The sequence below is a fragment of the Maricaulis sp. CAU 1757 genome (assembly GCF_054482675.1).
Window position 1 is genome coordinate 512,915 of sequence record NZ_JBTLRI010000001.1, and the last position, 16,872, is coordinate 529,786.

At 65.0% G+C, this 16,872-nt stretch carries 18 protein-coding genes; 7 read left to right on the forward strand and 11 right to left on the reverse strand.

Annotated elements, in window-relative coordinates; translation table 11 throughout:
• The 4 genes from ACXYMR_RS02385 to ACXYMR_RS02400 all read right to left on the reverse strand — a co-directional run.
• The coding region (locus ACXYMR_RS02385) for a carboxyl transferase domain-containing protein (protein ID WP_458941150.1) at positions 1-672 on the reverse strand (672 nt) is incomplete at its 3' end.
• 105 nt (positions 673-777) lie between these two features.
• Complete coding sequence (locus ACXYMR_RS02390) at positions 778-1,707, reverse strand: site-specific tyrosine recombinase XerD (protein ID WP_458941151.1); 930 nt, start codon at positions 1,705-1,707, stop codon at positions 778-780.
• A complete protein-coding gene (locus tag ACXYMR_RS02395; RefSeq protein ID WP_458941152.1) occupies positions 1,704-3,344 on the reverse strand; it encodes a hypothetical protein in 1,641 nt (546 codons plus the stop codon). Before ACXYMR_RS02395 ends, ACXYMR_RS02390 begins: the two co-directional genes overlap by 4 nt.
• Complete coding sequence (locus ACXYMR_RS02400; protein WP_458941153.1) at positions 3,319-3,453, reverse strand: hypothetical protein; 135 nt, start codon at positions 3,451-3,453, stop codon at positions 3,319-3,321. Before ACXYMR_RS02400 ends, ACXYMR_RS02395 begins: the two co-directional genes overlap by 26 nt.
• A gap of 105 nt (positions 3,454-3,558) precedes the next feature.
• Here ACXYMR_RS02400 and ACXYMR_RS02405 point away from each other — a divergent pair, with 105 nt between their 5' ends.
• Genes ACXYMR_RS02405 through ACXYMR_RS02415 form a run of 3 tightly spaced genes read left to right on the forward strand, consistent with a single transcriptional unit; the run spans position 3,559 to position 6,487 of the window.
• Entirely contained in the window at positions 3,559-4,107 is a 549-nt protein-coding gene (locus tag ACXYMR_RS02405; RefSeq protein ID WP_458941154.1) for a shikimate kinase, read from the forward strand.
• On the forward strand, positions 4,104-5,207 hold the full coding sequence (aroB, locus tag ACXYMR_RS02410; RefSeq protein WP_458941155.1) for a 3-dehydroquinate synthase: 1,104 nt from the start codon (positions 4,104-4,106) through the stop codon (positions 5,205-5,207). The genes ACXYMR_RS02405 and aroB overlap by 4 nt, the downstream gene beginning before the upstream one ends.
• A complete protein-coding gene (locus ACXYMR_RS02415) occupies positions 5,204-6,487 on the forward strand; it encodes an HlyC/CorC family transporter (protein ID WP_458941156.1) in 1,284 nt (427 codons plus the stop codon). The genes aroB and ACXYMR_RS02415 overlap by 4 nt, the downstream gene beginning before the upstream one ends.
• Here ACXYMR_RS02415 and ACXYMR_RS02420 read toward each other — a convergent pair.
• Together ACXYMR_RS02420 and ACXYMR_RS02425 are read right to left on the reverse strand one after the other, a co-directional pair.
• Positions 6,484-7,215: a DUF3313 family protein gene (locus ACXYMR_RS02420; RefSeq protein ID WP_458941157.1), complete on the reverse strand. Its 732-nt coding sequence runs from the start codon at positions 7,213-7,215 to the stop codon at positions 6,484-6,486. The two genes, ACXYMR_RS02415 and ACXYMR_RS02420, sit on opposite strands and share 4 nt — an antisense overlap.
• Positions 7,216-7,262: 47 nt before the next feature.
• Positions 7,263-7,547 (reverse strand): BolA family protein, encoded by a 285-nt coding sequence (locus ACXYMR_RS02425; protein WP_458941158.1) that lies wholly within the window; start codon positions 7,545-7,547, stop codon positions 7,263-7,265.
• A gap of 65 nt (positions 7,548-7,612) precedes the next feature.
• On the opposite strand from ACXYMR_RS02425, the gene ACXYMR_RS02430 reads away from it, so the two are divergent.
• Positions 7,613-8,227 carry a J domain-containing protein gene (locus tag ACXYMR_RS02430; RefSeq protein WP_458941159.1) on the forward strand — a complete coding sequence of 205 codons (615 nt, stop codon included), beginning with the start codon at positions 7,613-7,615 and terminating at the stop codon, positions 8,225-8,227.
• 129 nt (positions 8,228-8,356) lie between these two features.
• The gene (gene cobS, locus ACXYMR_RS02435; RefSeq protein ID WP_458941160.1) at positions 8,357-9,346 is read left to right on the forward strand and encodes a cobaltochelatase subunit CobS; all 990 of its coding nucleotides are present in this window, start codon (positions 8,357-8,359) and stop codon (positions 9,344-9,346) included.
• Here the strand turns inward: cobS and ACXYMR_RS02440 are convergent, their stop codons facing one another.
• From ACXYMR_RS02440 to ACXYMR_RS02450, 3 genes are all read right to left on the reverse strand, one after another.
• Positions 9,347-10,315 carry an NAD(P)/FAD-dependent oxidoreductase gene (locus ACXYMR_RS02440; RefSeq protein WP_458941161.1) on the reverse strand — a complete coding sequence of 323 codons (969 nt, stop codon included), beginning with the start codon at positions 10,313-10,315 and terminating at the stop codon, positions 9,347-9,349. It lies immediately after the preceding gene.
• A gap of 81 nt (positions 10,316-10,396) precedes the next feature.
• Positions 10,397-11,224 carry a flagellin gene (locus ACXYMR_RS02445; protein ID WP_458941162.1) on the reverse strand — a complete coding sequence of 276 codons (828 nt, stop codon included), beginning with the start codon at positions 11,222-11,224 and terminating at the stop codon, positions 10,397-10,399.
• Positions 11,225-11,338: 114 nt separating this feature from the next.
• A complete protein-coding gene (locus ACXYMR_RS02450) occupies positions 11,339-11,809 on the reverse strand; it encodes a hypothetical protein (protein ID WP_458941163.1) in 471 nt (156 codons plus the stop codon).
• Here ACXYMR_RS02450 and cobT point away from each other — a divergent pair.
• Positions 11,802-13,715: a cobaltochelatase subunit CobT gene (cobT, locus tag ACXYMR_RS02455; RefSeq protein WP_458941164.1), complete on the forward strand. Its 1,914-nt coding sequence runs from the start codon at positions 11,802-11,804 to the stop codon at positions 13,713-13,715. The two genes, ACXYMR_RS02450 and cobT, sit on opposite strands and share 8 nt — an antisense overlap.
• Here cobT and ACXYMR_RS02460 read toward each other — a convergent pair.
• On the reverse strand, positions 13,712-15,469 hold the full coding sequence (locus ACXYMR_RS02460) for an amidohydrolase (RefSeq protein ID WP_458941165.1): 1,758 nt from the start codon (positions 15,467-15,469) through the stop codon (positions 13,712-13,714). The two genes, cobT and ACXYMR_RS02460, sit on opposite strands and share 4 nt — an antisense overlap.
• Before the next feature lie 111 nt (positions 15,470-15,580).
• Positions 15,581-15,865: a 50S ribosomal protein L28 gene (rpmB, locus tag ACXYMR_RS02465; RefSeq protein WP_458941166.1), complete on the reverse strand. Its 285-nt coding sequence runs from the start codon at positions 15,863-15,865 to the stop codon at positions 15,581-15,583.
• 192 nt (positions 15,866-16,057) lie between these two features.
• Between rpmB and ACXYMR_RS02470 the strand changes: the two genes are divergently transcribed.
• A complete protein-coding gene (locus ACXYMR_RS02470) occupies positions 16,058-16,870 on the forward strand; it encodes a DUF3108 domain-containing protein (protein WP_458941167.1) in 813 nt (270 codons plus the stop codon).
• Positions 16,871-16,872: the final 2 nt, after the last annotated feature.

Sequence of the window (16,872 nt, forward strand, 5' to 3'; positions counted from 1 at the left end):
CTCGCCCCCTCCCCCCCCCCCCCCCCCCCCCCCCCCCACCGCACCGCCGGATCCGCCCTCGCCGGTAATGGTCGAGATCAGAGGCGTTTTCAGGGTCAGGCAGCGCTCGGTAGAGCGCGCAATGGCTTCCGACTGGCCGCGCTCCTCGGCGCCGAGGCCGGGATAGGCGCCGGCCGTGTCGACAAAGGTCAGGACCGGCAGGTTGAACTTCTCGGCCAGGTCCATCAGGCGGATCGCCTTGCGATAGCCTTCCGGCCGCGCCATGCCGAAATTGTGCCGGATGCGGGTCTCGGTGTCGTGGCCCTTCTCATGGCCCATGACGACCACGGAGCGACCCCGGAACCGGCCCAGACCGCCGACGATCGCGGCATCCTCGGAAAACCGGCGGTCGCCGCACAGCTCTTCGAAATCCTCGATCAGCGCCTTGCGGTAATCGCGGAAATGCGGCCGCTCGGGATGGCGGGCCACCTGTGTCTTGCGCCACGGATCGAGCTTTGAATAGAGCGCGGCCAACTGCTCGCTGGCCTTCTGACGCAGGCGGGCGGTTTCCTCATTGGTATCGGGCGCATCGCCCCCGGACTTGCCGGAGAGTGTTTCCAATTCCTCGATCTTGGCTTCCAGCTCGGCGAGCGGACGTTCAAAATCGAGATAGGTCCGTGTGGGATCGGACATGGCCAGCCAACACCTCTGCACAAAAAAGTCCGGGCAACCTAACGGCCCGGAAAGCCGGTCACAAGTCCGGGCTACCGTGTTTACGCATAGGTCAACCGGACACCGTCACTCGCCCTTGCGCGCCAGCGGGTGTGCCGACTCGACCAGCGATTTCAGACGCTCGTCCAGGACATGGGTGTAGATCTGCGTCGTCGACACGTCGGCATGCCCCAGCAGGAGCTGGACACTGCGCAGATCGGCGCCGCGCGCCAGAAGATGGGTGGCGAAGGCGTGCCGCAGGACGTGCGGCGAGATGCGTGTCGGATCGAGCCCCGCGGCCACGGCGATATCGCCGAGAATCTGGGCAAACCGCTCCCGCGTCAGATGACCGGACCTGGCCCGCCGCGAGGGAAACAGGTATCTGGCCGCCCGCCCCGCCGCCGCCTTCTCAGCCGGCAAGTGTTCGGCGCGAACCGCCCGGTAATCCTCGACCGCCTCCAGCGCGGCCGCGGTCAGCGGAACCAGCCGCTCGCGCCCGCCCTTGCCCACCACATGGATACAGCGCTCGCTCTGGACGAAGGCGGCCAGCGGCAGGGAAACCAGCTCGGACACGCGCAGGCCCGCCGCGTAGAGCAGCTCCAGCAGGGCCCGGCTGCGCACACCCGCCGCGCCCTCGATGCGCGCCGCTGCGGCGAACAGCCGGTCGACATCATCCTCGGTCAGCACCTTGGGCAGGGGACGCGCCTTGCGGGGCGCCTTGAGCGGCAACGCCGGGTCGTCGCCGCGCAGCCCCTCGGAAACCAGGAAACGGTAGAAACGCTTCATCGCCGACAGCCGGCGGGCCGCCGTGGAAGCCGCCAACCCGTCCCTGGCAAAGCCGGTCAACACGCCCTCCAATTCCGCCGTGCCAGCCTCGGCAAGTGCGCTTCCGGAGGCCGCCAGACGAGCGGCGACGTCATCCAGGTCGCGCCGGTAGGCGTCCAGCGTGTTCAATGCCGCACCCCGCTCAGCCGCCATCATGTCGAGAAAAAGCGCGATATCCCGGCCGGCGCTCACCCCGCCCTCGCGACGATGCGCTCCAGCAGGATGGCCAGTGCGTGCTGCCGCAGCCCCACTGCATCCAGCGTCGCCACGGCCCGGGCCACGGAATCAGCATCGCCCGCGGTCGCCGGCGTGGCCAGCAGGTCGAGCGCGATCAGCGCCGCTTCGCCGCGGGCACCGGCACGCGCCGCCGCATCCATGGCAGCGGCTCCGGGAGCGGCAATCGCGGGCGCCGCGAACAAAGCCGCGCGCAGCCCCTCGACGTCCGGTGCTCCCAGTCGGGTCAGGGCGAGGGTCTCGGCGAGGCCGGCCTCACCGTGCATTTCGAGCCAGGCGGCGAGGAGAGCCTCGAACGATCCGCCTTCAAGGTCATCGGAGGCCACAGCGAGGGCGAGGTCGAGGATCACCATGCGCCGGGGCGAAGGCGGCTCCCACTCGACCGGGTCCGGCATGGGCTGCATTTGCAGCGCCGGCGAGAGGTCACCCGGCTTGTCGCCGGGCAAGGTCAGTGGAACTGGTGCCGGCCGTGGCGGACCGTCGACCAGGGCATCGCGCCAGGCGCGTGCTGTGCGCAGATCCCCGACCAGGATGGCCGCGAGAGCGATGGGATAGCCGTGCTCGATGGTGCGTTCGGTGACCGGCAGGCTGGCAATCTCGCGACCATAGCGTTGCGCGGCACGGATGAAGGGTTGCCCCCACCCCGCGTCGGCGAAGATTCGCCCGAGCGCTTCCGCCGACAATTCCCGGTCCAGCCCCTGAGCCAGGACGCTTTCATGATGGGCCAGCCGAGACGGGCCCACTTGCGTCTCCGCGGCCGCCAGATGCTGAACCGGATCGGCAGCCGGCTCCACCCGCGGCCTCGCCACCCGGTCCTTGAAATCCCGCAGCCATGCCGGCGCCGTATCTGCCAGATCAGGCCAGGCGCCCCCATTTCCGGTCACGGCCTGGATGCGGCGGGACATGGCCCATTCGAGGCCTGTCTCGACCCCGGGCGCATTCTCGGCCAGCCCGGCTTCCAGGCTCAATGCGTGCAGGCGCGCTTCAAAGCCTTCATTCGCGTCCTGCCCACGCGCCAGTTCGGCGGTCAGCTCGGCCGCCGGAATGTTGCCGTCGAGAAGCAGGCAATAAGCGCGCGTGCGCAGCCAGTAGGGCTGGTCGCGCCCACTGAGCAGCGCGTTGGCCGTCTGGCAGGCGCGGGCATCATCACCGCTGAGAAAAGCCAATTCCGCATGCCAGCGAGCCAGCGCCGGGGCCTGGCCCAGGCCCGGGGTTCGCTCCAGCAGATCATAGCCGCGCGGCACCCCGCCGACGGCCACCAGGCGATCGACCCGCTGAACGGCGAGGCTCGCATCTCCGCGCCCGCCCTGGGGCGGTTGCCCGCCGGTACTCAATATGGCGACGCCGAGGGCGGCCACGGCCGGGCTGTCATAGCTCTGCGACGACGCGTCCGGCAGGGCCTCGAGTACAAGGCCCAGCATGTCCGCCTCACTGGCCGACCAGACATTGCCGCGCAGTCCCGCGCTGGGCAGGCCGACCTGCCACGGATCCAGCGTATCGAGGCGCTCGACCTCGATGGATGTCTGGGCGTGGGCGACCCCGGCAAGTGCCAGTGCCAGCAGGCCGGCTTCAGGAATCGACTTCCAGTTCAACACGCACATTCTCCCGCTCGGGTTCGAGGCCGTTGGCAATCAGAACCAGAGTTCCGAAGCCGATGGCAACCAGCAGGGCCACGGCGGCCAGACCGATAACGAAACCACGCATCTGCAACTCCTTGACTGCCTGCCCCCAGTGCAAATCGCTGCAATGGGTTACTGGCCGGAGCCTAACCCCGATTGCGGCGATTTCCAGACCGTTTATACCGCTAACATGACCCGTGTGCTTTTTCCGGACCGTCCCCTCGTGCTGATTGGCCTGATGGGGGTCGGCAAAACCACTGTCGGCCGACGGCTGGCAACCGCCCTGGGTCGGAAATTCCGGGATGCTGACGAAGAGATTGAAAAGGCGGCCGGTCGCAGCGTGTCGGAGATTTTCGATGATTTCGGTGAGACCGCGTTCCGCGACGGAGAACGCAAGGTGATTGCCCGGCTGCTGGAGAACCGCGACGCCATTCTGGCCCTAGGCGGCGGCGCGTTTGTCGACCCTTCGACCCGCGCCTTGGTGCGCGAGCACGCACTGTCCATCTGGCTCCAGGCCGACATTCCCACCCTCGTGAAGCGGGTCCGCAAGCGCGACACCCGTCCCCTCCTGCGCGATGGCGACCCGACGAAGATACTGTCTGCCCTGCTGGAGAAACGACGGGCGGCCTACTCCGAGGCCGACCTTCATGTCGACGCTTCGACCGGTTCCCACCAGGAAACCGTAACGCGGATTCTCGACGCCCTGAAAGCGCATGCGGCCGGGGAGGCCGAGCCATGAGCGACACGGTGACTGTCTCGGTCGAATTGGAAGCAGCAGGTTACGACGTCCGGGTCGGCGCCGGCGCCCTGGCGGACAGCGCTCGCCTGATCGCACAGCTCAATCCGCGCGGCCGGACCGTTCTGGTCACGGATCACAACGTCGCCAGGCTGCACCTCGACGTGGTCATCACGACGCTGTCCGACGCCGGCCTGCACTGCGAACCGCTGGTCCTGGACGCCGGCGAGCAGAGCAAGAGCTGGGATGGGCTCGAAACCGTCGTTTCCGCCCTCCTCGATCAGAATATCGAACGCACGGGTGCCATTATCGCACTGGGTGGCGGGGTCATCGGTGACCTCGCCGGCTTTGCCGCCTCAATCACCAAGCGCGGGGTCGGCGTGGTGCAGATCCCGACCACGCTCTTGTCCCAGGTCGACAGCTCGGTCGGCGGCAAGACCGGCATCAACACGCGCCATGGCAAGAATTTTGTCGGCACATTTCACCAACCAAGACTCGTCGTGGCCGACACGCACTTTCTCGAGACGCTGCCGATGCGCGAGCGTCGCGCGGGGTATGCCGAGATCGTCAAAGCCGCCCTGATCGGTGACGCACGCCGCTTCGGCGCACTGGAAGCCAAAGGCGGCGGCATTCTGGCGGGGACAGATCTTCGCGACGCCATCGCCGAGGCGATCGCCTTCAAGGCCCGTATCGTGGCTGCGGATGAACGCGAGTCTGGCGCGCGCGCCCTGCTCAATCTCGGCCATACCTTTGCCCATGCTCTCGAGGCCGAAGCCCCGCCCGATACCATCCGGCACGGCGAAGCCGTGGCAGCCGGTCTTGGCCTGGCCTTCGATTATTCGGTGCGCCGCGGAGATTGCCCGGCCGGCGACGCAGCACGAGTGCGCCGTCATCTGCGCGATATCGGCCTGCCCGACCACCCTTGCGCCCTGCCGCACCAGAACTGGTCGGCAGCCGGATTGGTGAACCGAATGCGCGATGACAAGAAGAACAGGGGCGGTCAGATCACACTCGTACTCGCACATGGCATCGGAAACGCCTACATTGCGCACGACACCGATGCCGAAGACCTGTTTGATTTCCTGGAGACCCAGCTCTCATGAGCCTTGACTGGACCCTGATCGGCCCGGCCCTGATGATTGTCGGCCTGCTTATGCTTTCGGCGTTTTTCTCCGGTTCGGAAACTTCGCTTACCGCGACGTCGCGCGCCCGCATGCTGCAGATGGAGCGCGACAAAAACCCGGCGGCGGCCCGCGTCAATCACCTGATTTCCGACGGCGAAAGCCTGCTCGGCGCCATCCTTCTGGGCAACAACCTCGTCAACATCGCCGCCTCGATGATTGCCGGCCAGCTGTTTGAACGACTGCTCGGCGGCAACAGCATCATCTGGGCGACAGCGGTCATGACCATTCTGGTTCTGGTCTTTGCCGAGGTCATGCCCAAGACCTATGCCCTGTCCAATCCGGAACGCTTTGCCCTCGTGGTGTCGCGTCCGGTGCTTTGGGTGGTGCGCATTTTCGCCCCGGTTGTCGGCGCGGTGCAGTTTGTCGTGCGCAGTGTGCTCAAGCTGTTCGGGGCCAATGTCGAAGGCCCGGTCCTGTCCTCCCACGACGAGCTGCGCGGGACCATCGCGCTGCACCACGAGGAAGGCGGCGTGGTCAAGGATGACCGCGACATGCTCGGCGGCGTGCTCGATCTGCGCGAGCTGACCGTCGACGACATCATGGTGCACCGCAAGTCGATCCTGATGCTCGACTCCGACAACCCGCCGGAGGAAATCGTTACCCAGGCCCTGCACTCCCCGCACACTCGCCTGCCGCTCTACAAGGGCGACAGCGAGAACATCATCGGCGTGCTGCATGTGCGTGACATCGCGCGGGCGCTGCACGAAGCCGACGGCAATGCCTCGGTCATCGATATCGAAGCCCTGCGCCGCGAAGCCTGGTTCGTGCCTGAGACCACCGAAGTCCTCGACCAGCTCAACGCCTTTCGCGAGAAGCGCGAGCATTTCGCGCTGGTCGTTGACGAGTATGGAGCCCTGATGGGCCTGGTGACGCTGGAGGACATTCTGGAAGAGATTGTCGGCGCCATCGAGGACGAACACGACATTGCCGTGGAGGGCATCCAGTCACAGAGCGACGGAACCTATATCGTCGACGGCGCGGTGCCGATCCGCGACCTCAACCGGGCGCTCGACTGGGAGCTGCCGGACGACGAGGCGGTGACCATTGCCGGCCTGGTGATCCACGAGGCCCAGACCATCCCGGAACGCGGACAGGTCTTCCAGTTCCACGGCGCCCGCTTCGAGATCGTCGATCGTCGGCGCAATCAGATCCTGCGTCTCAAGGTTTCTGTCAGCCCCGACGATGTAATGATGAGCTAGTTCGCGGCGACGTCGTCACCGACGATCGCGTCGAACATGTCATTGCACACTCCGCCCGCCGTTTCACCGCGCGGCCCGTCGACACTGTCCCGGGCATCCACGATCAGGTCTCCGAAACTGTCGGCAAAGACCTGAGCCAGGTCATAGCCGTCACCAATCTCCGAAAAGCCACCGCCCGACAGGATATGATTGCGCGAAACCCATTGCATGGCAGCAACCTGGCGCTGGTCACGGGTCAGCACCTCGCCTTCCGCCGCCAAGGCACCGATACCGATAGGCAGACGGGGACTGAGGGGGCCGGGCACGGCGAAGCCCAAAACGCGTGACGCACCGGCAGCCGCCATGTCTGTCGGCTCGAACCCCGTGATGGTCATGACCACGGACAGCTCAGCACCATCGGGATCGGGGGTTACGGTGAAGCCCCCACGTGCCAGCCGACGACACATCGTCTGTGTCAGCTTGGCCTGGACACGCTCGATGCGTTCCGCCTCGACGCCGCTGGCCTCGACTACACCGGGCGCCAGCCCGGCATCGGCGACATGGATCGTGCTGACGTCGGCCAGGGCCTGGGCGTCCACCCATTCATTCACCGGCAACAGGCGACGGGTTGTCGTTTCCATCTGGTCGTATCGGCTGAGTGTGTGGGCACGCTGTACATCATTGGCCGCACAGCCCGTGACCAGCACAGCCAGAAGGGATGGAAGCAAGGCGGCGCGCAGTAGGGTCATGTCAGCTCCGATGGAAGATGGCGTTGCTTAGCATACGCCTGAACGGGTCATTTGGATCCACTGGTTTCCGAGGGCGCCTTGGCCCGGATGGCCAGGGCGTGCACCGGTCCGGCCAACTCTTCCTTCAAGGCCGCATTGACCAGCCGGTGCCGGTCAACGCGGGACCGCCCCTCGAACAATTGCGATACAATCTCGACCGTGAAATGGCTTTCGCCCCCCGGACGGGCGCCGGCATGGCCGGCATGCAAATGGCTGTCATCGCTCACCTGAACGGTCGCGGGCGCCAGCGCCGTCTCGAGGCGCTCACGGATGCGGTCGGCCATCTGGCTCATTTTCTCACCTCTTTTGGCATGCGTTTCATTGCCGCTTTACGACTGCGACACCATAATCTGAAGCCATGACCGGAGCCTACAAGTACCAACCGCGCTTCAAGGACATCCGTATCAAGCCGCCGAAGGACCAGCCCTCGCCGGAAGAACGCGTGTGCGAGTGGCCCGGCTGCCGCAAGCACGGTGATAGCCGGGCGCCGAAGGCCAATGACCGGCTCAATGATTTCTACTGGTTCTGCCAGTCACACGCGTCCGAGTACAACAAGTCGTGGAATTTCTTCGAGGGCATGAGCGAGCGTGCCGCGGAGAGCTTCCGCGAGAGCGCCGCCTATGGGCACCGCCCGACCTGGGGCTGGAAGAGCACGCATTCCGCCAGCGCCAGGGCCAGCCGCGCCAGCAAGGACTTTTCGGAGGGCTTTTCCGATCCCTACGGCATGTTCGGCGACCGCTCCGAACCGCATCGGGACGATCCAAAGCAGAAAAGCATGGGCCGCCTGCAGACCAAGGCCCTGGAGACGATGGGGCTCACGGAAGACGCCGAGTCATCCAAGGTGCGCCGCCGTTACGCCGAACTGGTCAAGCGCTTCCACCCTGATGCCAATGGGGGCGACCGCTCCAGCGAGGAACAGCTGGGCCGGGTGATCGCCGCCTACCAGATCCTCAAGAATTGCGGCATGGCCTGACGGCGTCCAGCCTGGGCCACATCCCGAAGTGGCAGTCCCTGCCTTGTCGCGGTCGCGGGGGTGCGTTACCTCCGACACAACACGTTTCAGCCGACCCGTCCGGGTCGGCATCGCAAGAAGACCGGTTCGATGAGCGATTCCTTCCCACTCTCCGCCCCCGACAAGACCGCCGACAGTAAAGCCCTGTTCGGCTTTGATTGCGGGTTCGACGTGCCGATGTTCTCGCAAGCGGACGAGCACACGCCCTTGATCGATCCGGATTACGTTTTCGACCCGGCGACCACGCGCGCCATTCTGGCCGGATTCTCCTACAATCGCCGCGTCATGGTTCAGGGCTATCACGGCACAGGCAAGTCGACCCATATCGAGCAGGTCGCCGCCCGACTCAACTGGCCGATGGTCCGGGTCAACCTGGACAGCCACGTCAGCCGTATCGACATGGTCGGCAAGGACGCCATTGTCCTGAAGGACGGCAAACAGGTTACCGAATTCCAGGAAGGCATTCTGCCCTGGGCGTTGCAGCGCCCGGTAGCGCTTCTGTTCGACGAGTATGATGCAGGTCGCCCGGACGTGATGTTCGTTATCCAGCGTGTCCTGGAAGCCCAAGGCTCACTGACCCTGCTGGATCAGACCAAGGTGATCCGACCGCACCCCTATTTCCGCCTCTTCGCGACCACCAATACGATCGGTCTCGGCGATACGACGGGCCTCTATCACGGCACCCAGCAGATCAACCAGGGCCAGATGGACCGCTGGTCGATTGTCGCCACGCTGAACTACCTGCCGCGCGAGACGGAGAATGCCATCGTCCTGTCGAAAATGAAGAAACTCGGCGCAAGCGATGAGGGCCGCAAGCAGGTCGCCGACATGGTGCGCGTCGCTGACCTGTCGCGCGAAGCCTTCATCAATGGCGACATCTCGACCGTCATGAGTCCGCGCACCGTGCTGACCTGGGCGGAAAATTACGAGATCTTCGGTGATCTCGGCGCCGCCTTCCGGCTCACCTTCCTGAACAAGTGTGACGAGCTGGAGCGCCCGGTGATCGCTGAAATGTACCAGCGCGTATTTGACGAAGACCTGCCTGAAGCCCCGATAAAGGCCGAAAGCAGCGCGGCCTGATCAGGCGTCCCAGGTCGGGCAGTCGATGATGCACTGAGCCAGGGCGCGCCCACTTGTCCACGCTGCCTCGACCCGCGCACCGAGGCACCAGTCCCCGGTCAGCCCCAGTCCGAGCTTGGGTTTCCAGATTGCGTCCTGTCCGAGAGCCCGGGTGACGCGGGCATACAGCCAGCGATGAGCGTCGGCATGGACAGCCTCGGGCAGGTCATGACCGACAATTTCCGCGAAAGCGCCAGTCAGCTCAGAGGTCACATCGTCCCGGTCAAGTTCCAGATTTTCCAGGCTCCAGTCAGCACTCGCGTGCAACGTCCACGCTTCCTGCTCGCGATTGCGCCCTGGCTTCGACGAGTTGCGAGCCACCCAGGACAGTGCACCGCGCGCAGGTTCAATCAGGTCGGGCACATCATTTCCAAGACCCGGGTCATAACCGAGGAGCACACTCCAGCACGGCGCGTACTCGACCGCGTCCAACCCGTCTCCGGATCCCAGGAACTGGCCGGCCAAGGCGGTGCATTGCGGCGCCGGAATGGCGAGGACCAGGCGCTGGAACGGACCGGCGGCCGAACGCACACCCTCGAAACGCAGGGACCAACCGTCGGGACCGTGCAGGATTTCAACGACCTTGCTGCCGGTCTGGATGGTGAGCCTGTCGGCCAGCGGCTTTGCAAGTGCACTCATGCCCGGCTGGCCGACCCACCAGCTCTCCGCCTCATCCGGTCGACCGCAAGGCTCCCACTGCTCGGCGAAGCCGCCCTTCTGAGCCTGCTGCAACCAGTCTTTGAAGCTGTCGGAGCGCGCGTGCACGAACTGGGCGCCATGATCGAATGTCGTGAATGTTGAGCGGCGGGTCGCCAGTCGACCGCCGAGACCGCGGCTCTTCTCAAACACGCACACACGCGCCCCCGCCTCGCTCAGCCGATTGGCGCAGGCCAGGCCGGCCATGCCGGCGCCAATGATCGCGATGTTCATTGCGGCTCCTGCCTCCTGCTTCGCCCCCAGACCTAAGGCGGAAGCGGGCAGAGAAAAGGAACGCCGCGCACGGCGCAGACACTACTGGAAGAAGTTGAGGATGATACGTGGGCGTTGATTGGCAATCGACAGCGCCTGTCGACCCAGCTCTTCCTGGACGCCGAGCGCTTCAAGCTTGGCCGCGGCCCGGCCCAGATCGGCGTCAATCAAGGTGCCAATACCGCGCTCGGTGACATTGATCTGGGTCACCACGAGTTCGCGCTGTACGTCCATCGCTTTGCGACCGACCGCCAATCGCGACAACGCCGCGTTGACGTCGCTGATCGATTGGTCGAACGCTGCGATCATCGTGGAATCCGGGCGGTCCGTCAGTGCGGAAGCATCCACACCGGGAAAGTCGGTCGGCAGAGTGCCGTTGAAGATGCCGCCGCCATCGGTGAGGTCTTCGGCACTTATGGTGATGACTTGCCCGGGGGTTTTGGACACCATGACGGACAAGTCGTCAGCCCCGGCTTCCAGCAGGTTCTGGTCGTTGAACCGGGCATTGGCGACCAGCGTCTGGGTCTGCTCGCCCAGGGCGACGAATTCCTCCATCAGCGCGCGCCAACTGCCCTCGTCGAGCGTGGTGTCACTGGCCGCCACCAGCTTTTCGCGCATGTCGATCATCAGATCGGAAATGCCTTCCGCGGCTGCAATCGCGATCTCCACGACACCGCTGGCCATGTCGATGGCCCCCAGGGCCGCTTCCCGACCGACATTGTCGACACGCAGACCCTGAGCCATGGCCCAGACGGCACCATCATCGCTGGCTGACGCGACCTTCAATCCGGTGGCGACGCGATTGTTCAGGTCGACGCGCTCGCGGAACACCCCGGAGAGGTGCCGCAAGGCGTCATTCACACTCGCCATGGAATGAACCGAAAAGCTCACCCGGACCGCCTCACCATCTGTGCCACGACCCTTCTGAAATGCGGGCCTTTTGCCACTTTCGGCGCGTCAGGGTTAGCGCTTGGTTATCAGAAATTAAATATCCTGCTTGCTCGCAGTTGCGGGCGGTTCGCCGGCATCCTCTTCCAGCTTCGACAAGGCAAGCGATACGCGGCGCGACATTGACGGCTCACCGCCGCCCATATTTTCCTCCGTCGCAACTTCCAGCTCGGACGCATCATACTTCCACTGCTTCAGAATCTGACGCTTCTGATCGTCCGAGAAAGAGGATCCGAGCACGTCGCCCGGCTTGTCGAACGCGGATGCCGGGTCTTTCAGGGCTGTTTCGAAATCGAGTGTGTCAGTCATGCAGGCCTCCCAAGAAAACTGCCAAAGCAGGTCAGTAGGAAGGAAACGCGTGAAAGCTGAGCTTGTTTCGTCGGCGGCCGGCCCGATTGAACCATTGCGCTGATCTGCGGGTCTGACCGACATCAGCGCCGCCATGATTGGCAATGAATAAGGGCTCGAAATCGGCGGGCAAGCCACTAGATTGATGAGCATGTCCAAGCCGCCCTCCGATCCAGACGCGTTCAAGCGCGCCCTCGCCATCACTACCCGCGCGATCTCGAAGGATCGCGACCTGGATGTGCGCTTCGGTGGTGAGATCGCCGGCTTGTCTGGAGGACGACTGGTCCTGCCCAATCCCGGTCCTGAACCGAGCAGCCGGGCGGCCGCCCCCGTGCGCGGTCGGGCCGATGCCCTCGCTCTGCGTCTCGCTTTGCACAATGAGAGCGCCCACAGCAAGGCCCTGCCACCCGGTGCGACGGCCCGGGCCATCTTCAACGCCGCCGAACAGGCCCGCGTCGAGGGCATTGGCGCCCGCGACTATCGCGGCATGGGAGCCAATCTGGATGCGGCGCTGGTCGCGCGCTGCCGCCAGAAAGGCTGGCAACGCGTCGAGGACCGCCAGGCCGCGCCGATGGAAGAAGCGCTTGCCTTGATGGTGCGCGAACGAATTTCTGGCCGCCCGGCCCCGGAAGAGGCCGCCGGCTTGATGAATTTGTGGCGCGACCAGCTGGAAAGCCTGGCCGGGCTCTCGCTCGACGCTTTGGCCGAGAACGCCGACAACCAGACGCAATTCGCCGAGCTTTTGCGCACTGTCATCCAGGACCTCGATCTCACCGATGAGCTCGGCGGCGATCCGGAACAGTCGGACAATCCCGACGACGAGGACGAAGGCATCGAGCGCGAGCAGCAGAGCGGCGATGACGATACCGACGACGCCCGGGATGGCGATCAGGCCGACACTCCTGATGCCGCCGGCACGGCAGGCGATGAAGAGGAAATCAATTCCGATACCGGTGATGCCGATGCCCGGGTCGACGCCATGGACGATGAGGGCTCCGCCCAGTCTGCCATGCGCCCCAACTGGCAGCGCTCCGGAGAGGGCGACGCCAAGAGCTACCGGGTCTACACCCGAGAGTTCGACGAAGTCATCCAGGCCTATGAATTGTGCGACAGCGACGAACTCGAGCGGCTGCGCAAGTATCTCGACGGCGCCCTGAAGGGCTTCGACCAGGTCGTGGGGCGCCTTGCCAACCGTCTCCAGCGTCGTCTCATGGCCCAGCAGGAGCGGGCCTGGCAGTTCGACCTAGAGGAAGGCGTTCTGGACGGGTCGCGGCTGGCCCGCGTGATTACCGATCCTACCCTCTCCCTGTCCTATAAGCAGGAAAGTGATACCGAGTTCCGCGACACCATCGTCACCCTGCTGCTCGACAATTCCGGCTCCATGCGCGGCCGCCCGATCATGGTAGCGGCCGCCTGTGCCGACATTCTCGCCCGCACGCTGGAACGCGTCGGGGTCAAGACCGAGATTCTCGGCTTCACCACACGTGCCTGGAAGGGCGGGCGCTCGAAGGAGCAATGGCTGGCCGACGGCAAGCCGCCTAATCCGGGCCGCCTGAACGACCTGCGTCACATCATCTACAAGGGCGCCGACACGCCCTGGCGCCGGGCCCGGGTCAATCTGGGCCTCATGATGCGCGAGGGCCTGCTCAAGGAAAACATTGACGGTGAGGCCCTGATGTGGGCGTGGCGCCGCCTTTCGACCCGCCCGGAACAGCGCCGTATCATGATGGTCATCTCCGACGGCGCCCCGGTCGATGACGGTACCCAGTCTGCCAATTCAGCCGGCTACCTGGAACGCCACCTGCGCGAAACCATCGCCATGATCGAGAACCGCTCGGAGATCGAGCTGCTGGCCATCGGCATCGGCCACGACGTCACCCGCTGGTACAGCCGCGCCGTCACCATCAATGATGTCGAACAGCTCGGGGGGGCCATGACCGATCAGCTCGCCTCGCTGTTCGACGAGAACGGACCGCCCAGCCGGACCAAGTTCGGCACCGCGCAGGGTGCGGCCACTTCCGGACTGAAGCGTGGTGACTGGGCCTCCCTGACAGGCGGCCGCTAGTCGGCCGACCAGACGATCTCGCCGTCGACCACCGTCATCACCGGCTCGACTTCGAGGATTTCCGGCGCCGGGATCACCATGATATCGGATGAAAAGACAGAGAAATCCGCTCGCTTGCCCTGCTCGATCGAGCCCAGCTCGTCCTCGCGGAACGAGGCGTAAGCCGGCCCCATCGTGAACAGGTGCAAGGCCTGCTCGCGCGACAGCGCCTCCTCAGGATGCCAGTTCTCGCCCTGATAGCCGCTCAGATCGGAGCGGGCCACGGCGGCATAGAACTCGATGCGCGGATCCCCCTGCTCGACCGGCGCGTCCGACCCGCCGGTCAGGCGCGCCCCGGCTTCGAGCAGCGACTGCCAGGCGTAGGCTCCGACCAAGCGCTCGTCCCCGAGACGGTCGGGCGCGAAATGCAGATCTCCAATCGCATGCGAAGGCTGCACCGAGGCGATCACACCGAGCTCCGAGAAGCGGGGAATATCCTCGATGTTGACGATCTGGCTGTGCTCGTCACGCCAGCGATGGTCGCTGCCCGAACGCTCGCCAGGAGGGACGCTGGCCATGGCTTCCTCCACCCAGTCCAGAAGCAGGCGGTTGCCCCGGTCGCCGATCGCATGGACATTCATCTGCACCCCGTCGCGCAGGGCTTCGGTGAACAGGCCAATGGTCTCGTCCGGTTCGGCGATGGTCAGTCCGGACGTGTCCGGGCGGTCGGCATAGGGTTCGAGCAAGGCCGCGCCTCGCGAACCCAAGGCGCCGTCCATGTAGAGTTTGACCGCACGCGTGATTACCCGACCATCATCGGCGATCCGCGGTGCCTCCTCGGCGAGGCGGGCATAGCCGTCCGGGTTGATCGAGACATAGCTGCGGATCGGCAGGCGACCGTTTTCCGCCAGCGCCTCGATCATGGCCACGTCGTCGTATGGGACCGACATGTCATGGCCTCCGGTCCAGCCGAGGCTCGCGAGGCGCTCGGCGCCCGCTACGTAAATATCCCCCCGTTCCTCACCCACAGGCGCTGCAACCAGCGCCGCCACGGGGCCCATCGCCGTATCGATCAGCATGCCGGTCGGCTCACCAGCCTCATCGAACAGGATCTCGCCGCCATCCGGCGCAACGCTGTCGGCGGTGATCCCGGCGGCATCCAGTGCGGCGGAGTTGGCCACCAGGGCATGTCCGTCTGCGCGACGCAGGATGACGGGATTGTCCGGTGCGACGGCGTCGAGGTCATCACGAGTGGGAAAACGGTCCTCCGGCCAATGGGTCTCGATCCAGCCACGGCCGGAGATCACCGCCTCCGGCCGGCTCTCCGCCACCGCCTCAGCCACCACTGCCTGCAATTCGGCGATGGAACCGACCTGATCGAGGTTGAGACGCACCTCCCGCAGCCCCACGCCCAGCACGTGCACATGGCTGTCGGTAAAGCCGGGATACATCGCCGCCCCGTCGAGATCGATGATCCGGGTATCCGGACCGACCCAGACCTGCGCACCGGCGGCTGGACCGACATAGCGGATGCGGCCGTCGGCAACGGCAACCGCCTCGGCCCTCGGGCGTTCCGGATCAAGCGTGTAGATCGGCCCACCCCAGAATACTGTATCGGCAGCGGCCACACCGCCCTGGGCATCGCCGGCGGAATCAGTGCCGGCCCCGGTCTCTGGTGCAGGAGTGGTCGGCGCTTCATCGGTCGCTGGCTCGCTGCAACCGGCCAGAGCCATCAGAGCCAGACCGGCTACCCCGTAAACCACATGACGCAACATCGCGAATCCCCCGTCAGAACGATGTCGGGAGCCTAGCTGCGCGACCCGCAAACAACAACGCCCGCTGCGGATGCAGCGGGCGTTGTGCAAATTCGGTATTGATCCGGCAGATCAGGCCGCGAGGGCCTTCTTGAGATCGCGCTTGATCTTGAGGGCCCGGTCGGAGAGCCCTTCATCGCGTGCCTTCAAAAGGAAGGCATCGAGGCCGCCCACATGATCCACGCTGCGCAGCGCCTTGGCGGCAATGCGGAGCTTGAAGCTGCGACCCAGCTTGTCGGAAGCCAGGGTCACATCGCAGAGGTTCGGCAGGAAACGGCGACGGGTCTTGTTCTGCGCGTGGGAAACATTGTTCCCCGTCATCACGCCCGTTCCGGTCAGTTCGCAGCGACGCGCCATAGTCGCACCTTTCGAGTCGAAAATAATCCGTGCGCACAGGCCTTGCGACCAGTGCGAGAGCGGGCGAGATAAAGGAGCACGGTCATCCCGTCAAGCGCGTGGCGTTCATCTTGCTGCGGGTTTGCATCGGTTATTGCAGTTGGCAGGATGGCATCGCGTCCCCATCTAAGCGGGACACAAGGAGTTTGTAACGTGAAAAAGTTGAGTGTTTTCGGTGCGGTGACCCTTTTGGCAGCCAGTTTGGCCTTGCCGGCCAAGGCCGATGATGCGGCAGTCTCCCCCGCCGCAGCCGACACCCGCACCCTTTCCGTCAGCTATTCCGGCTCGGTTCTGATCTTCCAGGTCGCCGACATCAATCTCACGAGCGAATTCTCATCAGACACCTACCAGGCATCGGCTCGCTTCACGACCGCCGGTCTCGCAGCCCTGTTCTCGGATGCCGACATCGAGGCCGGGGTCACCGGCTATCGGGACGGTCCGCAGCTCCGCCCTTTCCGGTACAGCCACCTCAATCACGCCAGTAACAAGAACCGCATCGTCGCCATCGACTTCCCCGATGGTGTTGCGACACCGAACATCAATCCGCCGTTCGGCAATATGGGCGAACCACCCGCCAGCGAAACAGAGCGCCGCGGCGCTGCCGACCCGCTGTCGACGCTTCTGGCCCTGAGCGTTGGCGCAGTTGCACAAGGCGAGTCCGTGTGCCGAGGCCAATTGCCGGTGTTCGATGGGCGCGCCCGCTACAACTTGCGTTTCGTCGATGGCGGCAGAGAAGCGGTCCGCACCCGGGCCTGGTCGGGCGATGCGCGGGTTTGCCACGCCTATTACGAGCCGGTTTCAGGTTATGAGGTGGACGAATTTCCGACGCCGGAAGACATTGCTCGTCCGATCACCTTCTGGCTCGCCCCGATGGACAACGGATCAATCCACGTGCCGGTGCGCATCCATACCAATGCCGGTTTCGGCGGCGCCACTGTCGTCGCGCGCTCGATCGAGCTGAACTGATC